Raw genomic sequence first — 17,780 nt, 5'->3', positions numbered from 1 at the left:
GTCCTGTCAGGCACGTCCCCCGTCCGGGGCCACGGGTTCAGCCGCTTGCCTCGGCTGCAGCTCGTCCGGGATGCCGTCGGCGTCCTCGTCGCGCAGCAACGGGTCGCCCATGCCGGCCCGGACGGCCTCCAGCTGGGCGGCGACGGCGACGCCGAGCAGCAGCGCGATGCCGGTGACCATCGCCCAGAGCAGCAGCGCCATGATCCCGGCGAGCGGCCCGTAGGTGTCGCTGAAGTCGCCGGAGAGCGCGACGTAGAGCGCCACGCAGCCCGACGCGGCGAGCCAGAGCAGCACGGTGAGCCCGGCGCCGAGCGCGAGCCACGACAGGCCGGGTTGGTGGCGTCGGGGGGAGAAGCGGAAGAGCACGGTCACGGCCACCACCAGCGCCGCCAGCCCGACGGGCCAGCGCAGCACGTCGAAGATCGTCTCGGCGGTGTCGCCCCAGCGGTAGACGTACTCGACGGCGTCGCCGAGCGGCCCGCCCGCGATGATCAGGACGAGCCCGACGCCGAGCGCCGACCCCGCGGTGACCGTCAGGAGCGCGGCGCGCGCGTACTTCCGCAGGGCGGGGCGGTCGCGCTCGGTGCCGTAGATGCGGTTGGTGCCGCGTTCGAGCTGGGCGATGGCGCTGGTCATCGCCAGGAATGCGGTGACCAGGCCGAACGCGACGGCGAGCTCGCCGACGTTCTCGCTGCGCGAGTCCTCGGGCTCGTCGCCCGCCTCCTCGGGCAGCTCGGCGGGCCCGCGGGCGACGACGTCGGCGAGCAGCTGGTCGCCCGCGCCCGGCGAGACCGCCACGACCGTGCGCGCGACGACCTGGGCGACCGACTCCGCGCCGACCGCCGTCGCGAGCCCGCTGCCGGCGATCACCAGCGGCACCGTCGCGAGCGCCAGCTGCAGCCCGAACGCGCGCGCGTGGCTGAAGCCGTCGCCGTAGCGGAACCGCAGGAGGGCGTCGCGCAGCAGCTTCACCAGCCCGACGCGGCGCAGGACGTGCCAGGCGTCGTCGGCCGACAGCGCCTCGCCGTCCATGTCGGTGGTGACGGGCACCGCGCGCACCGAGCTCACGCCACCATCCTGACCGAAGATGTCAGGTCCCGTGCGGCAGGCTGCCCCCATGGTCGAGACGCTGACCCGTGAGCAGGTCATGGCCCACCGCATCGCCGCCCAGGGGCTGCACCGCGACCGGCCGCTGGGTCCGCTGTTCTCCCTGGGGCTGCAGGACTCGGGGCCGACGGCGCGCCTCGCCCTCGCCGCGCGCACCGACGGCGAGGTCGACCCGGTCGCGCTCGGGCTCGTCGACGGCTGGACCCATCGCGGCGCCCCGCACCACCACCCGCCCGCCGAGCGCAACGGGATCGCCGCCGCGGCCCGCCCCTTCGACGACGCCGACGCCGGCGCGCGCCTGAACTGGAGCGGCCCCGAGCAGCGCCGCGTCGGCATCCCCGCCCGCGAGGCCGTCGACCGGGCCGCCGACGCGCTCGCCGAGGTCGTCACCGAGCCGATCACCAAGGGCGCCGCGAGCGGCGCGGTCACGAAGCTGCTGCCCGACGCCCTGCTGCGCGACTGCCGGCCCTGCGCGTGCGTGCACATCAACGAGCAGCTCATGCGCCTCTCGGCGCTCCCGGTCGGCGTGGGCCTCGACCCGACGGGGAAGACGCTGCTGCTGACGCCCCCGCCCGCGGGGTGGGAGCGCCCGGTGCAGGGCGACCCGGCCCGCGCGGCGCGCCTGATCCTCGACTACCTGCGCGTCCTCGGGCCCGCCGGCCCGCGGGAGGTCGCCGACTTCGTGGGGACGTCGGCGACCGCCTTCGCGCCGGCGTGGGAGGCGGCGCTGCCGGGGCTGGTCGAGGTCTCGGTCGACGGCCGCAAGGCCTGGCTGCCCGCCGACGACCTCGACGCCGCGCTCGGTGCGCCCGAGCCCGACCTCGTGCGGTTCCTGCCGCCGTGGGACCCGATGCTCCAGGCCCGCGACCGCGCGCTGCTCGCGCCCGACGAGGACGTCCGCAAGGCGCTCTACAAGATCATCGGGAACCCGGGCGCGCTGCTGGCCGACGGCGAGATCGTCGGCACCTGGCGGCCGAAGGCGTCGGGCAGGAAGCTGACGCTCGAGATCGCGCCCGTGGTGCCGCTCGCCCCCGACGTGCGGGCGCGCCTCGACGACGAGGCGGAACGCGTCGCCGCCGCCCGCGGCCTCACGCTCGCGGGGCTGACGGGGGTGTAGCAGCGAGCGCGCGGTTCGCTGCGTCTAGGCGTCCGAAGTCCGCGGTGATCACCCGGGCAGCGCCGCGTCGATCGCCTCCAGCGTCGCCCGCGCCCCCGAGGCGAGCGCGACGCCACGCCCGTGGCGGATCTCCGGCTCGCGGACGTTGATCCGGATCAGCGCGCCCGAGGCCGCGGACGCGAGCTCCGCGTGGCGGCGCACGGTCGGCACGGCGGTGCCCGCGCCGAGCTCGACGACGACGAGCCGGCGCGCGTCGATCCCGCGCAGCCAGGAGCGGTGGGCGGCCTCCTTGACCTCGTGGTGCCCGGGCACCCAGGAGCCGTCGCCGAACATGAGGATGTCGGGGCGCGCGACGCGACCGCAGCGCGGGCACGCCGGCAGCGGGGGCCGGGCGCGCATCGTGTCCTCGTCGATCACGACGTCGACGTCGGCGGGCCAGGTGCCGTCGTGGCAGGGCGCCGTGCACTGGAGCATCCCGATCGCCCCGTGGCACTCGGTCACGTCCTCGTCCGCGAACCCCGCGGCCTGGAACGCGCCGTCGACGTTCGACGTGAACACGCGCGCCGGCCACCGGTCGGCCCACCGGCGCAGCACCGCGTACCCCGCGTGGGGCGCGGTGCGGCGGTAGAGGGCCAGCCGGTGACCGTAGAAGCCCCAGGCGAGCTCGGGGTCGTCGTCGAAGTGCTCGGGGTCGGCGAGCTCCTCGAAGCGCAGCCCGAGGCGCCGGTACGGCGGATAGGCGCGCCAGAAGCCCTCGGGGCCGCGGAAGTCGGGCAGTCCCGAGTCGACGCCCATCCCGGCGCCGGCGCAGATCAGCAGCGCCGACGCGCCGCCGAGGAGCTCGGCCGCCTCGGCGACGCGGTCGGGGGCGGGGTCGGGTGGGGTCAGGAGCCCGCGCCGTCGACGCGCAGGACGAGCTCGAACTCCAGGAGGTCGGCCCCGGACGAGACGGGCTGCTTGCGCTCGCCCGCGTGCGCGGCGGCCGCGGCGCCCCCGTCGCGCCAGGCGGCGAAGGCCTCCTCGGACTCCCACTTCGTGTAGACGAAGTAGCGGGTGTCGCCGGCGGTCGGGCGCAGGAGCTCGTAGCCGAGGAACCCGGGGGTGTCCTTGATCGACTCGCCGCGGGCGGCGAACCGCTTCTCGAGCTCGGGGCCGCTGCCCTCGGGGATGTGGATGGCGTTGATCTTCACGACGGCCATGGGAGTCAGCCTACGTCGCCCGCCTCGCCCGGCAGCGCGAAGCGGCCGTCCGCGAGCTGCTCGACGAGACCGTCGACGAGCAGCGAGTCGAGGCACTTCGCGCGCTGGCCGGGGTCGGTGAGCCACGCGGCCTCGAGCGCCGCGGCGGTGACGGGGCCCGGCGCCCCGCGCAGCACGTCGAGCAGGCGTCCGCGCACCTGGCGGTCGGTGCCCGCCCAGGTCTGGGCCTTGCGGACCGGCCCGTCCCAGGCCGGGCGGCCCCGGCGCTGCCACGCGCAGCGGTCGAGGATCGGGCAGTCGGCGCAGCGCGGCCCGCGGGCGACGCAGACGGTCGCGCCGAGCTCCATGAGCGCCGCCGACATCGTCGCCGCGTCGGTCCGGTCGTCGGGCAGCAGCACCTCGACGTCGGCGAGGTCCCGCGCCGCGGCGGCGCCGGCCTCGGCGTCCCCGTGCACCGCCCGGGCGGCGACCCGCCGCACGTTGGTGTCGACGACGGGCACGCGCTGTCCGTGGGCGAACGCGGCGACCGCCCGGGCGGTGTAGGTCCCGATCCCCGGCAGCGACTCGAGGGTCTCGACGTCGGTGGGGACGACGTCGCCGTGGTCGGCGGCGATCGCCTGGGCCGCGGCGTGCAGGCGCAGGGCCCGCCGCGGGTAGCCGAGCTTCCCCCACGCCCGCAGCACGTCCGACGCCGGCGCCGCGGCCACCGCCGACGGCCGCGGCCAGCGCTCGAGCCACGCGCGCCACGGCTCCTCGACCCGCGCCACCGGCGTCTGCTGCAGCATGATCTCGGAGACGAGGACGCCCCACGCGGTCGTGTCCGGGCGGCGCCAGGGCAGGTCGCGGGCGTGCGCGCGGAACCAGGGGACGAGGACGTCGGCGAGCGTGGCCCCGCCTGCGGTGGGTGCGGCGGCGCGGGATCCGGCGGACGTGGTGGTGTCCATCGACCGCCGATCCTGCCCCGGGCCCCCGCCGTCGCCACCGTCGGGTGAAACGGCGAGGTCGCCGCGTGGTGAACGGTCGCGGTCCGCGAGGACGACCCTACTTTCCGTGACGTGTGGGAGCCGATCGGACCGCTCGCGCCGTCGGTCTACTGGCGGCGGCGGGCCGCTGCGCTCGGCGTCGTGGTCCTCGTGCTCGGCGGCTTCGTCTGGGCGCTGGTCGGCCTGACCGGCGGTGAGCCCGACCCGGCGACGGTCGAGGCGCGCGCCCGGGCGGCGGCGATGCAGAGCCAGGAGACGCCGGAGACCACCGAGACGCGCTCGGACGTCCCGCCCGACGTCGCGCCGCCGAGCTCCCCGGGGCCGATCGCGGCGGCGCTCCCCTCGGTGTTCCCTCCCGGCGAGGCCCCCGGGTCCCCGGCCCCCGGCGACGCGCTGCTCGTGCCGCCCGGCGGCGGGAACTTCCGCGGCTTCCTGCCGCCCGGGGTGCCCACGGGCTCGGCGGGCCCCCTGCTCGAGGCGCCGAGCACGACGGCGGCGCCGCCGAGCACGACCCCGCCCACCACCGAGGCGCCCCCGCAGGAGCGGGCCGCGGAACCGCTGCCCGGGCCCTGCGCCGATGGAGACATCCGCGTCGTGGCGCGCACCGACGCGTCGAGCTACGCGCCCGGCCGCAAGCCGGTGCTCAGCCTCGTGGTGACCAACACCGGCGACGCCCCCTGCGTGCGCGACCTCGACGCCGCGAAGCAGGCCGTCGCCGTCGTCAAGAAGGTCGGCGACGGGCTCTGGGGCAGCAACGACTGCTCGCCGGGCGACACCGACGACGTCCGCACCCTCGCGCCGGGCGAGGAGGCGGTGTTCTCGGTGACGTGGTCGGGGCGCACGTCGATGCCGGGGTGTCGCGGCGAGCGGACGACCGTGCCGCCCGGCGAGTACCAGCTGCTCGCCCGCCTCGACGGGATCATCAGCGACCCGGCGTCGTTCACGCTGCAGGGCTAGAGATCCTGGGGGTGTCCCGCGATCAGCCCCGTGAGCTGCAGCCCGCCCAGGAGGTCCTGGGCGCTCGCCGCGTGCAGCCCCTGGGGTGTGCGGACCTCACCGGGCGGCACGATCGCGCGGTCGATGCCCAGCCGGCCGGCCTCGGCGAGCCGGCGCTCGAGCGCGACCACGCGGCGGACCTCGCCGCCCAGGCCGACCTCGCCGATCGCGACGAGCCCGGAGCGCACCGCCTGATTGTGGAACGCCGACGCGATCGCGATGGCCACCGCGAGGTCGGCCGACGGCTCGCGCAGCTTCATGCCGCCGACGGTGGCCACGAAGACGTCCTTGTCGTGCAGACGGAGCCGGCACCGTTCCTGGAGGACGGCGATGATCTTGGCGACGCGACCGCTGTCGAGGTCGGACACCACGCGTCGCGCCGGAGTGTCGCCGGAGCGGTGAGCGATGAGCGCCTGCACCTCGGCCATCATCGGGCGCTTGCCCTCCATCGCGACCGTGAGGGCCTGCCCCGCGACCGGGTGATCGAGGCCGCCGGTGAACAACCCCGACGGGTCGGTGACCTCGGCGATGCCGGCGTCGTTCATCTCGAAGCAGCCGACCTCGTCGGTGGCCCCGAAGCGGTTCTTGAGCCCGCGCACCAGCCGCAGCGGGGAGTGACGCTCGCCCTCGAACGACAGCACGACGTCGACGAGGTGTTCGAGCGTGCGCGGGCCCGCCACCGCCCCGTCCTTGGTGACGTGGCCGATGAGCACGATCGGGAGGTCGCGCTGCTTGGCCAGGGCGACGAGCGCCGTCGTGACCGTGCGGACCTGCGACACCCCGCCGGGCGTCCCGTCGGCGGTCGCGGTGCCGACCGTCTGGACGGAGTCGACGACGAGCAGTTCGGGATCGACCGCCTCGACGTGCGCCGCGACCTCCTCGAGGTCGCCGGTGGCGGACAGGAACAGGTGCGGCGCGAGGCCGCCGGTGCGTTCGGCGCGCAGGCGGACCTGACCCGCCGACTCCTCCCCCGTGACGTACAGCACGGTGGCGCCGTCCCGGGCGCGCCGGGCCGCGACCTCGAGCAGCAGCGTGGACTTGCCCACGCCCGGCTCGCCCGCGAGCAGGACGACCACCCCGGGCACGAGGCCGCCGCCGAGCACCCGGTCGAGCTCGGACACGCCCGTCGGGCGGGCCGTGGCGGTTTCGAGGCTGACCTCGGCGATCTGCCGCACGGGGCTGGACGGCCGCGCGGCCGGGGCGGGCGCGACGCCGGGGCGTCCGCTGCTCCCGACGGCGGGCATGTCCGGGGCCTCCTCGACGGTGCCCCAGCCCCCGCAGTCCGGGCAGCGACCGACCCACTTGGCGGCGAGGTGGCCGCAGGCGGTGCACTCGAAGCGCGGGGCGCGGGCTCGTGCTGGCACGAGCGCACCGTAGGACGGACCCCCGACAGCGCGGGGCCGGGTCGCCGTAATCAGCGCACCGGGATCAGCCCTCGGCGGCGAGACCCCCGGCCGAGACGATGACCGGGATGGAGACCGCGCCGGCGCGCTCGAAGGTGAACGTGACCTCGTACGTCGGGCCGGCGCGCAGCTGCTGCGTGGTGCCGGTGAGCGTGAGCCGCATCGTCCCGCCGACGCCCAGGGCGGCGTCCGCCGGGCCGACGGGCCCGGGCTCGTCGCCGACGATCCGCACGGCGTTGCCGCCCGGGATCGTCGAGGCGCCCTCCACGCGGACGCTCTGCGCGTAGGGCGTCGACACGCTGACCAGGCGATCCGTGGTCGGGCCGTCGTTGATGATCGTGCCGCGCAGCGGGACCTGGCCACCGGCCACCGCGGTCGCCGCGGGCCCGGGCTCGAGCGACACGTCCTGGACGGCGATCGGCCCGACCTGCCCGGTGGCGCCGTCGGCCTGCGAGACGATGGTGCCGGTCTGTGTGACGGCCCCGGCGCTGCAGCCCGCGAGGGCGAGAGCCGCGGTCAGCAGGGTCGCGGCGACGATCCCGGGGCGGTGCCCGCGCGGGCGGCGGCTCATGTTCCGGGCGTCCTCTCGGGTGGGGGGCAGGGCTCCAGCGGCAGCGACACCCTAGTACCAGTGCCGCCCTTCGGCCGTCCGGGCGCGGCCGTGACCGGGGCGAGCACGGGGTACGGCGACTTGTCAAGTCCCTGACCTGCGAAGACGGCGCAATCCCCTGCGATGCCCGTGCGTCGGGCGTGTTAATCTGGGAGGAGCGAAAGGGGCTCGGGACACATGGTTTTCAAGGTCGGCGAGACCGTCGTCTACCCGCACCACGGTGCCGCTCTCATCGAGGCCATCGAAACCCGGACGATCAAGGGCGAGGAGAAGAAGTACCTCGTCCTCAAGGTTGCCCAGGGCGACCTCACCGTTCGGGTTCCCGCGGACAACGCCGAGATCGTCGGCGTCCGCGACGTGGTGGGCCAGGAGGGGCTGGACCGGGTCTTCGAGGTGCTGCGTGCGCCGCACACCGAAGAGCCGACCAACTGGTCGCGCCGGTACAAGGCGAACCTCGAGAAGCTCGCGTCGGGCGACGTGAACAAGGTGGCCGAGGTCGTCCGCGACCTGTGGCGCCGGGAGAAGGACCGTGGCCTGTCCGCGGGTGAGAAGCGCATGCTGGCGAAGGCGCGGCAGATACTGGTCAGTGAGCTCGCGCTCGCGGAGGGCACCGACGAGGTGGCCGCCGAATCGCTGCTGGACCAGGTGCTGGCGTCCTGATCGACGCTCGTTGCCGGTGGTGACATGGCCGCGGTGACGCGGTGACCGTCGCGGCGATCGTGCCCGCGGCGGGACGTGGTGAACGGCTCGGCCTCGGCCGGCCCAAGGCGCTCGCGGTCGTCGGCGGGCTCGCGCTGGTGGCGCGGGCCGTCGACGGCCTCGTCGCGGGTGGTGTGGACGCCGTCGTGGTGGTCGCGCCGCCCGGGGACGAGGACGCCGTGCGGGCTGCGCTCGGTGCGCGCCGCGCCGCGGTGGTCCCGGGTGCCGACGACCGTGTCGGCTCGGTCGACGCCGCCCTCCAGGCCCTGCCGGGCGACACCGACGTGGTGCTGGTGCACGACGCCGCCCGCTGCCTGTGCCCGCCGGCCGTGGTGCGGGCGGTGATCGACGCCGTGCGCGCGGGGCATCCCGCCGTCGTCCCGGCCACCGCCGTCGCGGACACCCTCAAGCGCACCGGAGAATCCGGCGTCGTGACCGCCACCGTCGACCGCAGCGGCCTCGCCGCGGTCCAGACGCCCCAGGGCTTCGACCCCGCGACGCTGCGGGCCGCGCACGAGCGCGCCCGGACCCTGCGCGCGGCCGGGGGACCGGTCGCCGCGACCGACGACGCCGGGCTCGCCGAGGACCTCGGTGTCGCCGTCGTCACCGTGCCCGGCGACCCGCGGGCGTTCAAGGTCACCACCCCGCTCGACCTCGCGATGGCCGAGGCGCTGGTGACGGCGGGGCCGGCGTGACTCGTCGGGTCGGAGACGGAGCCTGCGGAGCTCGACCGTGAGGGTCGGCGTGGGCACCGATGTGCACCCGGTGCAGGCGGGCGTCGAGTGCTGGGTCGCGGGCCTGTTCTGGGCGGGCGTCGACGGCTGCGCCGGGCACTCCGACGGCGACGTCGCCGCGCATGCGCTGTGCGACGCCGTGCTCTCGGCCGCCGGTCTGGGTGACCTCGGCGCCGTGTTCGGCACCGGCCGGCCCGAGTGGGCCGGGGCGTCGGGGGTGCGGCTGCTGGGCGAGGTCCGCAGGCTCGTCGGCGCCGAGGGCTGGGTGCTGGGCAACGCGGCGGTCCAGGTGATCGGCAACGCGCCCAAGATCGGGACCCGTCGCGCCGAGGCGCAGGCGGCGCTGTCCGAGGCGCTCGGCGGCCCGGTGGCCGTGTCGGGCACGACGTCCGACGGGCTCGGGCTCACCGGGCGTGGCGAAGGTCTCGCCGCCGTGGCGACGGCGCTGCTGCTCGCGGGCTGAGTTTCCCGAAACCGCACCCACGGCCCGCGCGGGCTTCCTACGCTCCGCGTGAGGGGGTGGCCGGTGCCCGAGCAGGCGTTTGGACACAACTGGAGCGCGGTGTCGCACCAGGCGATCTGGGACGCCCTGCAGCCGCAGGCCGGCGACGGCTTCGGGGGTGCCGGTGGCCGGTGGCAGGGACTGGCCGACCGGATGATCGCGGTCACCGACTCCGTCGGCCGCGCCAACGCCACCCTGCACGCCGCCTGGGACGGCGACGCGTCGGTGGCCGCCCAGAAGAAGATCGAGCCGCTGCGGCCGTGGGCCGACCAGGCGCGCGAGCTGGCGGCGCAGGTCAAGAACGTCAACGTCGAGCAGGGCGACCGGCTGACCACGGTCCAGAACGCGGTGTTCGACCAGGGGCCGCCGGCGGCCGGGTCGGTGATGGACGCCGGGATCAACGGCTTCCTCGACGGCTCGGCGCTCGTCGGCACGGTGGCGCCGGTGGCCCCGCTCGCGGCTCCCCTCGCGGTGCCGGTCGGCGGTGCGGACGCCGTGGCCTCGATGATCCGCTACCAGCAGGCCGAGCAGTTCGCCCAGGAGGCGATGACGAACTACCAGGACGCGAGCGGCGGCGGGATGGCGACGCTGCCGCAGTTCGCGGGCCCGGAGGGCTCGGCGGTGCAGCCCGGGCCGGGGTCGCCGCCCTCGGCGACCGGGGTGGGGACGCTGAGCCGCCCCGACGCGGTCGGCGCGGTGCCGGGCGGTGCGGGTGGCGTGGGCGCCGTGCCCGGAGGGGGCGGCGGCGCGGGGGCCGGTGGGGGCGGCGTCGCGCCCGGCGCGGTCCCGGCGCCGGGTGCCGGCGGGGCCGCGGCCGGGGGTGCCGGTGGTGCGGGCGGAGGTGGAGCTGCGGGTGGCGCCGCTGGCGTGCCGGCGGGGCCGACGACGGCGACCGGTGCGCCGGCGGTCCCGACTGCTCCGGGCACTGCCGGGCCGGCGGCTCCGGGCGGTGGCGTTCCGCCGGGCGCGGGTCCGGGTGGTGGCGGCGCGGGCGGTGGGTTCGTGCCGCCCGTGGGTGCCGTCCCGGGCAGCGCTCCGGGTGCAGCGACGGGAGCCGGACGTGTGCCGGGGACACCGGGCGATGCCGGGGCAGCAGGTCGTGCCGGTGGCGCGGGTGGGGCGGCCGGTGTGCCCCGACTCCCGGGCACGGCGGTGGGCGGGGGCAGTGCGGCCGCGGGCCGGACGGGCGCCGGTCTCGGGGGTGGCGTCGGCGGAGGCGGCGGTTCGAGTGGCGGTGTCGGCGGCGCGGCGGGCGAGCTGGGCCCCGCGGGCCGCGCCGGCGGCGCGGCGGGCGAGCTCGGCTCCCGCGTCGGCGGCGGTGGTGCCGCGGGCGAGTTGGGGTCCCGCGTCGGAGGAGGTGGCGCCGCCGGCGAGCTGGGCTCCCGCGCCGGCGGAGGCGCCGCGGGCGAGCTGGGGTCCGGTGCCCGTGCGGGCGTCGGTGGCGGCGCGGCGGCGGAGACGGTCGCGGCGCGCGCGGCCGGTGCGGCGGCCGCCGAGGGCCGTGGCGGCGCGGTGCCCATGATCCCGCCGGCGGGCATGGTCGGCGGCCAGGGCGGCGACGGTCAGCGCCGGCGCCCCGACTACCTCTCCGAGGACGATCCCGACGCCATCGCCGGCGTGCTGCCCGCGACCGCGCCGCCGGTGATCGGCGAGTGAGGGGCGTCCTGGCGATGGCGCTGGGCACGCAGTTCGCGGGCGCGCGGCTCGACGTCGGCCAGTACCTCGCGCTGTGGCGTCGCCTCGGCTTCGCTGCGCGCCCGACCGTCCTGCACGTCCTCGACCACGGCCGCACCTACGCCGAGCGCGACGCCCTCGACGCCGCCGCCTGGCGCCGCCTCGCGGACCAGGGCCTGCTCGACGCGCGCGGCGAGCCCGACCCGGGGCTCGCGGACACGCTCGGGGTGCTCGCACGCCCCGCCCGCGAGCTCGACGTGGTCGTGCAGGTCGAGGGGCGCGCGGCGCGGGCGACGCTGGCGGCGGCGCGCGGGGCGCTCGGCGTCATCGCCCGCCTCGACGATCAGGGCCTGCTGCTCGAGACGACCGACCCGCAGGACCTCGCCGGCGCCCTGCTCGCCCGCCTCCCCGACGTCCGCCCGGCGCCCGGGGTCTCCGTGGCGCTCCCCGCGGACGCCCTGTTCGGGCCGGGCCTGACCCTCGACGAGCGCTCCCGGCGCCTGCGCCGGGCCTGGGTGCCGCCGCACCACGTCGACCGCCTCCGGGCCCTCTGGGCGCGCACCCCCGACCGCGCGATGACCTTCGGGGTCACCGCCCGCGACGCCGACGGCGCCCCCCGCCGCGGGCCCCGGACCCTCACCGTCCTCGACACCGCGGCCGGCCGCGTGGCCTGGGGCCTCGACGCGACCGCGCGCGACGTCCTCGCCCAGCCCCTCGACCGCCCGCGCCTGCGCGCCGAGCTGACCGCGCTCCTCGACGGCCACGTGCACGACGTCGCCGGCCGCCGCGGGCCCGCGTAGGAGCTGCGCTTCCGCAGATCGCTTCGGTTTCCGAAGCGTCCCCACGAGAGCCGACGCGACCCAGTCGCCCAGCGTCGCGCCCGGCGCGTTCGGCAGCGCGGCGAGCCCGTCGATCATGCCGAGCGTGCTGCTCGCGCACCGCGCGATTCCGGCGGCGGGCACCCTTCGCCCGTCTACTCGAGCGAAGGTGCCCTTCGCTCAGAAGGCCGGCGCCCTCACCGCAGCACCGCCCGCACGGCCGCCGGGGCGTCCGACGGCTTGTACAGCGGCACCGAGCGCCCGCCGCCCGCCGCGGCCAGGCGCGCGCAGGACGGCCGGGCCTCGTCGTCGTCGACCGTGACGAGCGTGTGCACGCGCGCCGCGCCCGACCCGCCGGCGATCGGCGCCGGGTCCTCGCCCTCGTTCCACGCGCCGTCCGTCAGCACCAGGACGTCGGCGTGCGGGACCCGCGCCGCCGTGGCCTGCGTCAACGCCACCCGGAGGCCGAGGGCCAGGTCGGTCGTCGAGCCGCCGCGCAGGTCGAGCAGGGAGTCGAGCACCGCCGACGCCGGCGCGGGGGAGTGCAGGTGGCGCAGCACCACGGCGCGCGACCAGAACGCGACGACGGCGAGCTCGTCGTCCGTCCGCAGCCCCGCCGCCAGCGCCCCGGCCGTCGTGACCGCCGTCGTCAGCGGCTTCCCCGCCACCGACCCCGACGCGTCGACCAGCAGGATCAGCGCACGCGCCGGCGAGCGCCAGCCGCGCCAGCGCAGGTCCTCCGCGCGGATCGGCCGGTGGGCCAGCGAGCGCTCCAGCGTGGCGTCGAGGTCCAGGTCGAGGCCGTCGCCGGCGACCGTCGTGAGCCGGCTCGACCCCCGCCGCTCCGTCTCGCCCGCCCGCGCCGGCGGCACGAGCAGCCGCACGGCCAGCCGCCGGGCGGCCGCACGCAGCGTCGGGTCGGTGGCGCGGGCGAGGTCGGCGAGCAGGTCGACGGTCGCGTCCTGGTCCTCGTCGTAGGCCCCGGCGACGGCGGCCTCGTCCAGCACCCCGACGGTCGGGCTGACCTGCTCGAGGTCCTCGTGGCGACGCTGCAGGTCGGCGCGGGTCTCGGTGCGCCGGGCCTGGTCGCGCAGGAGCTCCTCGACCTCCTTGGGGTCGGTCACCACGCGCGGCGGGGCCTTCGGGGAGCGCCCCGGCTCCTGCGGGGGAGACGCGCCGGGGCTCAGGCTTTTCCCGGGTCACCCCCGTCGGAGCCGGTCGCGTCCACCGGGGCGCTCGCCGCCCACAGCTCGGCGACGACCTCCTCGACCGTGCGGGTCGAGCCCTCGAGCAGCTGCACGCGCCCGGACAGCGCGGCCAGCGCGGCGTCGGTGCCCGTCGACTCCGCGGCTGGGGCGAGCCGGCCCGCGAGCGCCACCGACCGCAGCTCGGCCAGCGACTCGGCCACGGCGACGAGGTCGAGCGCCCCGCGCACCGACGACCCGAGCCGCAGGTCGGGGTGCTCGCGCGTGGAGCGGGTGGCGCGCACCGCCCGCTCGACGAAGGCGGCGTCGACGACGTCATGGTCGCGGCGCACGATCGCGGTCTCCTCGTCGGCGTTCTGGTGGGCGAACCCGACGCGGCACGAGCGGTCGTAGAGCGCGGGCGTGATCCGCCCGGTGCCGACGGCGTCGGACGGGTTCATGGCCGCGACCAGCCGGAAGCTCGGCGCGGCGTCGACGACGCCGAGGCGCGGGACGTGCAGGCGCCGCTCGGAGAGCACGCCGAGCAGCACGTTGAGCGTCTCCTCGGGGACGCGGTTGAGCTCCTCGACGTAGAGCAGGGCGCCCGAGGACAGCGCCCGGACCAGGGGACCCGGCACGAAGTTCTCCGGCCGGTAGTCCTCGGTGAGCACGCGGGAGGGGTCGTGGTGGCCGACGAGGCGCGCCGGGGACAGCTCGGCGTTGCCCTCGACGAGCTCGAGGCCGACGCCGGCGCCCTCGGCGAGCGCCCGCAGCAGGGTCGTCTTGCCGGTGCCGGGCGGGCCCTCGAGCAGGATGCTGCGCCCGGCGGCGAGCGCCGCGGCGATCACCTCCGACTCGCGCAGGCGCCCGACGACCCGCGCGTGCGAGGCGTCGATCATGGACCGGACCGGGAGCGGTCCGGCGGTGGGCAGACGGGGGGCGGCCCCGGGGTCCACGAGGGACACCGGGGCCGCGGATCCGTTCGTCACGGGTGTCGGTTACTCCAGGTTCAGGATCAGTCGAAGACCACGACGCCGCGGATGTTCTTGCCCGCGTGCATGTCCTCGTAGCCCTGGGCGATCTCGTCGAGCTTGTAGCGCTTGGTGACGAGCTCGTCGAGCTTGAGCTTCCCGGCGTTGTACAGGTTGAGCATCATCGGGATGTCGGCCTTCGGGTTCGAGGAGCCGAACAGCGCGCCCTTGAGCTTCTTCTCGAACAGGGTCAGCTCGCCGATCGGGATCGGCACGCCGACCTCGGTGATGTCGCCGAGGCCGGTGACGACGACGGTGCCCTGCTTGCGGATGGACGCGAACGCCTCGCCCACGTGCTCGGGCTTCGTGATGCCGATGGTCACGAGCGCGGAGTCGGCGCCCTGGCCGTTGGTGAAGCCCTTCGCGATCTCGGTGGCCTCCTCCATCGACTCGACGGCGTGCGTCGCGCCGAGCTCGAGGGCCTTCTCGCGCTTGAACGCGACCGGGTCGACGGCGATGACGTTGGTCGCGCCGGCGTGCGCCGCGCCCTGGACGGCGTTGGCGCCGATGCCGCCGATGCCCTGGATGATCACGGTGTCGCCGGGCTTGACCTCGGCGGCGTTCACGGCGGTGCCCCAGCCGGTGCCGACCGAGCAGCCGAGCAGGCAGGCGACCTCGAGGTTGGTGTCCTGCGCGACCTTGATCGCCGAGTCGACCGCGACGGTCGAGTACTCGGAGAACGTCGAGATGCCGCACATCTGGCCGACGTTGCTGCCGTCCTCCAGGTGCAGGCGGGTGGAGTCCTCGGTCCAGCGGGTGCCGGCGAGCAGGCCCGCGCCGAGGTCGCAGAGGTTCGAGTGGCCGGTGGCGCACCAGCGGCACTGCCCGCAGGCGGGCAGGAACGAGAAGAGGACCTTGTCGCCGACCTCGAAGCCCTTGGTGTTCGGGCCGACCGACTCGACGATGCCGCCGCCCTCGTGGCCGCCCGCGAACGGGTAGGTGCCGACGGGGATGTCACCGGTGGCGATGTGGTCGTCGGAGTGGCAGAGGCCCGACGCGACCATCTTGACGCGGATCTCGTCCTGACGCGGGTCGTCGACCTCGACCGTCGCCGTCTCGTACTTGCCCGGGGCCTGGCGGACGAGAGACGTCCGGCACGTGATGGACAACGCTGACCACTCCTTGCGTAGCGAAACCGTCGAATGACGATCGCGACTCTATGGCTCCACTCACACGTTGGGAAGAGCCGTCCCGAACGATCGATCGGTTGGGGACGTGGCCTACGCTGATGGGCCGACAGTCCTGCGACCACCGTTCCGTAGGATCCGGACGGTGAGCCTGCACCTGTACGACACCGCACGACGCGCGCTGCGGGAATTCGTCCCGCAGCACGCCGGCACGGCGTCGATCTACGTGTGCGGGGCCACCGTGCAGGGCGTTCCCCACGTCGGCCACGTCCGGTCGGGTCTCGACTTCGACGTGCTGCGCCGCTGGCTCGCACACAGCGGCTACGACGTGCTGCTCGTCCGCAACGTCACCGACATCGACGACAAGATCCTGACCAAGGCCGAGGCCGCCGGCCGGCCGTGGTGGGAGTGGGCCGCGACGCACGAGCGCGCGTTCTCCGCCGCCTACGACGCGCTGGGCTGCATCCCGCCGTCGGTCGAGCCGCGCGCGACCGGCCACGTCACGGAGATGGTCGAGCTCATCGAGCGGCTGATCGAGCGCGGGCACGCGTACGCGGTCGACGGCGACGTCTACTTCGCGGTCGGGACCTGGCCGTCGTACGGCGAGCTCTCCGGCCAGCGGGTCGACGAGATGGAGCAGGGCGAGGGTGCCGACCCGCGCGGCAAGCGCGACCCCCGCGACTTCACCCTGTGGAAGGGCGCCAAGCCCGGCGAGCCGGACTGGCCGACGCCCTGGGGCCGCGGGCGCCCGGGCTGGCACCTGGAGTGCTCGGCGATGGCGACCCACTACCTCGGGCCGCGCTTCGACATCCACGGCGGCGGGCTCGACCTCGTCTTCCCGCACCACGAGAACGAGCTCGCCCAGTCGCGGGCCGCGGGCGACGGGTTCGCCGAGTACTGGCTGCACAACGCCTGGGTGACGATGTCGGGCGCGAAGATGTCGAAGTCGCTGGGCAACACGCTGACGATCCCCGCGGTGCTGGAGCGGGTGCGTCCGGTGGAGCTGCGCTACTACCTCGTGGCGCCGCACTACCGCTCGACGCTGGAGTACTCGGAGGAGGCGCTCGCCGAGGCGTCCGCCGCCTACCACCGGATCGAGACCTTCGTGCACCGCGTGCACGACCGGGTCGGCGCGGTCGAGGTCGGGCGCGTCAGCGACGCGTTCGCCGCGGCGATGGACGACGACATCGCGACGCCCGCCGCGCTCGCCGAGGTGCACGAGTCGGTGCGCCGCGGCAACGCCGCGCTCGACGCCGGCCACCGCACCGAGGCCCTCGCGCTGGCGGGCGCGGTGCGCGCGATGACCGGCGTCCTCGGGCTCGACCCCGTCGTGTGGGCGGAGACCTCCGGTGCCGGCGGCTCCGGTGACGCCGCCCGCCAGGCCCTGGGCTCGCTCGTGGACGCGCTGCTCGAGCAGCGGACCCGCGCGCGGGCCGAGCGCGACTTCGCCCGCGCGGACGCCCTGCGCGACGAGCTGACCGCCGCCGGCGTCGTCGTCGAGGACAACGCCGACGGCCCCACCTGGACGCTCAAGGACGGTGCGTAGCGCCATGGCCGGCAACTCGCGGCGCCCCGGGGCCCGCCGCAACCCGGGCTCGAAGAAGGGCCCGACCAAGGGCTCGGGCGGCAAGGGGCGCAAGAGCCTCGAGGGCAAGGGCCCGACCCCGCCCGCCGAGAAGCGCCCGAACCACAAGGCCTACCGCTCCGGCGGGGCGTCGTCCTCGGCGCCGCGCAAGCCGGCCGCCGAGGACCGGGGCGGGGCGCGCCGCGCCCCGGGACGTCGGGAGGACCCCGACGGCCCGCAGGTCGTGCTGGGCCGCAACCCGGTGGTCGAGAGCCTGCGCGCGCACATCCCCGCGACCGCGCTCTACGTCGCCCAGAACGTCGAGGTGGACGACCGGGTCCGCGAGTCGATCAAGATGGCGTCCGAGCGGGGCATCTCGGTGCTCGAGGTGCCGCGCGGCGACGTCGACAAGATGGCCGACGGCGCCGTGCACCAGGGGCTCGCGCTGGGTGTGCCGGCGTTCGAGTACCGGCACCCCGACGACCTGCTCGAGGAGGCGCGCCAGCGTGCCCACCTCGACAGGGTCGAGCCGCTGCTCGTCGCCCTCGACGGCGTCCAGGACCCCCGCAACCTCGGCGCGGTGCTGCGCTCGGCCGCGGCGTTCGGCGCCCACGGGGTGCTGCTGCCGCTGCGACGCTCGGTCGGCGTGACGCCCGTGGCCTGGCGGACCTCGGCCGGCGCCGCCGCGCGCATGCCCGTCGGGCGCGCGACCAACCTCAGCCGCACCCTGTCGGCCTGGCTCGACGAGGGCCTCGTGTCGATCGGGCTCGACGGCGAGGCGAAGGCCGACATCGACCACCTCGACGACGTCGCCCCCGACGCCGCGCGCGGGCCGCTCGTGCTCGTCGTCGGCTCCGAGGGCAAGGGCCTGTCCCGCCTCGTGCGCGAGACCTGCACGGGCGTCGTGTCGATCCCGATGGCGGGCGACGTGGAGTCGCTCAACGCCTCGGTCGCGGCGGGCGTCGCGCTGGCGGAAGTGGCCCGGCGCCGGCGCCTGTAGCAGCGCGCTCGCGGTTCCGGCGAGGGGCGCCC

At 76.3% G+C, this 17,780-nt stretch carries 18 protein-coding genes; 9 read left to right on the top strand and 9 right to left on the bottom strand.

Features of this window, described 5'->3' with window-relative positions; all coding sequences use genetic code 11:
• Positions 1-6: 6 nt before the first annotated feature.
• Complete coding sequence (locus EV188_RS09000) at positions 7-1,068, bottom strand: YihY/virulence factor BrkB family protein (RefSeq protein WP_133825889.1); 1,062 nt, start codon at positions 1,066-1,068, stop codon at positions 7-9.
• A 49-nt stretch (positions 1,069-1,117) separates the two neighbouring features.
• On the opposite strand from EV188_RS09000, the gene EV188_RS08995 reads away from it, so the two are divergent.
• A complete protein-coding gene (locus EV188_RS08995; protein ID WP_166659794.1) occupies positions 1,118-2,224 on the top strand; it encodes a winged helix DNA-binding domain-containing protein in 1,107 nt (368 codons plus the stop codon).
• 48 nt (positions 2,225-2,272) lie between these two features.
• On the opposite strand, the gene EV188_RS08990 is transcribed toward EV188_RS08995, so the two are convergent.
• The 3 genes from EV188_RS08990 to EV188_RS08980 all read right to left on the bottom strand — a co-directional run bounded on the left by EV188_RS08990 (position 2,273) and on the right by EV188_RS08980 (position 4,367).
• On the bottom strand, positions 2,273-3,019 hold the full coding sequence (locus EV188_RS08990) for an SIR2 family NAD-dependent protein deacylase (RefSeq protein ID WP_133825888.1): 747 nt from the start codon (positions 3,017-3,019) through the stop codon (positions 2,273-2,275).
• Positions 3,020-3,108: 89 nt separating this feature from the next.
• Positions 3,109-3,423, bottom strand: a complete 315-nt coding sequence (locus EV188_RS08985) for an antibiotic biosynthesis monooxygenase family protein (RefSeq protein WP_133825887.1) — start codon at positions 3,421-3,423, stop codon at positions 3,109-3,111.
• A 5-nt stretch (positions 3,424-3,428) separates the two neighbouring features.
• Positions 3,429-4,367: an HhH-GPD family protein gene (locus EV188_RS08980; protein WP_133825886.1), complete on the bottom strand. Its 939-nt coding sequence runs from the start codon at positions 4,365-4,367 to the stop codon at positions 3,429-3,431.
• Between the two features lie 111 nt (positions 4,368-4,478).
• Here EV188_RS08980 and EV188_RS08975 point away from each other — a divergent pair, with 111 nt between their 5' ends.
• Positions 4,479-5,363 carry a hypothetical protein gene (locus tag EV188_RS08975; protein WP_133825885.1) on the top strand — a complete coding sequence of 295 codons (885 nt, stop codon included), beginning with the start codon at positions 4,479-4,481 and terminating at the stop codon, positions 5,361-5,363.
• On the opposite strand, the gene radA is transcribed toward EV188_RS08975, so the two are convergent.
• Positions 5,360-6,766: a DNA repair protein RadA gene (gene radA / locus EV188_RS08970; protein ID WP_133825884.1), complete on the bottom strand. Its 1,407-nt coding sequence runs from the start codon at positions 6,764-6,766 to the stop codon at positions 5,360-5,362. The genes EV188_RS08975 and radA overlap by 4 nt on opposite strands.
• Before the next feature lie 64 nt (positions 6,767-6,830).
• On the bottom strand, positions 6,831-7,376 hold the full coding sequence (locus EV188_RS08965) for a copper chaperone PCu(A)C domain-containing protein (protein ID WP_133825883.1): 546 nt from the start codon (positions 7,374-7,376) through the stop codon (positions 6,831-6,833).
• Positions 7,377-7,592: 216 nt separating this feature from the next.
• Between EV188_RS08965 and EV188_RS08960 the strand changes: the two genes are divergently transcribed.
• From EV188_RS08960 to EV188_RS08940, 5 genes are all read left to right on the top strand, one after another.
• On the top strand, positions 7,593-8,075 hold the full coding sequence (locus EV188_RS08960; RefSeq protein ID WP_116707106.1) for a CarD family transcriptional regulator: 483 nt from the start codon (positions 7,593-7,595) through the stop codon (positions 8,073-8,075).
• 41 nt (positions 8,076-8,116) lie between these two features.
• Positions 8,117-8,809 (top strand): 2-C-methyl-D-erythritol 4-phosphate cytidylyltransferase, encoded by a 693-nt coding sequence (ispD, locus tag EV188_RS08955; protein WP_133825882.1) that lies wholly within the window; start codon positions 8,117-8,119, stop codon positions 8,807-8,809.
• Positions 8,810-8,846: 37 nt separating this feature from the next.
• Positions 8,847-9,311, top strand: a complete 465-nt coding sequence (ispF, locus tag EV188_RS08950) for a 2-C-methyl-D-erythritol 2,4-cyclodiphosphate synthase (RefSeq protein WP_133825881.1) — start codon at positions 8,847-8,849, stop codon at positions 9,309-9,311.
• 63 nt (positions 9,312-9,374) lie between these two features.
• Entirely contained in the window at positions 9,375-11,006 is a 1,632-nt protein-coding gene (locus EV188_RS08945) for a hypothetical protein (protein ID WP_133825880.1), read from the top strand.
• On the top strand, positions 11,003-11,824 hold the full coding sequence (locus EV188_RS08940) for an ESX secretion-associated protein EspG (RefSeq protein ID WP_133825879.1): 822 nt from the start codon (positions 11,003-11,005) through the stop codon (positions 11,822-11,824). Before EV188_RS08945 ends, EV188_RS08940 begins: the two co-directional genes overlap by 4 nt.
• 215 nt (positions 11,825-12,039) lie before the next feature.
• On the opposite strand, the gene EV188_RS08935 is transcribed toward EV188_RS08940, so the two are convergent.
• The 3 genes from EV188_RS08935 to EV188_RS08925 form a co-directional block, all read right to left on the bottom strand.
• Entirely contained in the window at positions 12,040-12,969 is a 930-nt protein-coding gene (locus EV188_RS08935) for a VWA domain-containing protein (protein ID WP_208114082.1), read from the bottom strand.
• A gap of 56 nt (positions 12,970-13,025) precedes the next feature.
• On the bottom strand, positions 13,026-13,925 hold the full coding sequence (locus EV188_RS08930) for an AAA family ATPase (protein ID WP_133825878.1): 900 nt from the start codon (positions 13,923-13,925) through the stop codon (positions 13,026-13,028).
• Positions 13,926-14,041: 116 nt separating this feature from the next.
• Positions 14,042-15,166, bottom strand: a complete 1,125-nt coding sequence (locus EV188_RS08925) for an NDMA-dependent alcohol dehydrogenase (protein WP_208114081.1) — start codon at positions 15,164-15,166, stop codon at positions 14,042-14,044.
• Positions 15,167-15,329: 163 nt separating this feature from the next.
• Between EV188_RS08925 and cysS the strand changes: the two genes are divergently transcribed.
• Both cysS and rlmB read left to right on the top strand, forming a co-directional pair.
• On the top strand, positions 15,330-16,730 hold the full coding sequence (gene cysS, locus EV188_RS08920; RefSeq protein WP_133825877.1) for a cysteine--tRNA ligase: 1,401 nt from the start codon (positions 15,330-15,332) through the stop codon (positions 16,728-16,730).
• 4 nt (positions 16,731-16,734) lie between these two features.
• Positions 16,735-17,748 (top strand): 23S rRNA (guanosine(2251)-2'-O)-methyltransferase RlmB, encoded by a 1,014-nt coding sequence (rlmB, locus tag EV188_RS08915; RefSeq protein ID WP_133826325.1) that lies wholly within the window; start codon positions 16,735-16,737, stop codon positions 17,746-17,748.
• The last annotated feature ends 32 nt before the right edge of the window (positions 17,749-17,780 follow it).

This window comes from Actinomycetospora succinea, assembly GCF_004363095.1.
Lineage (GTDB): Bacteria > Actinomycetota > Actinomycetes > Mycobacteriales > Pseudonocardiaceae > Actinomycetospora > Actinomycetospora succinea.
Note: the sequence above shows the minus strand (reverse complement) of the source record. Positions and strands in the feature narration are given on the sequence as shown.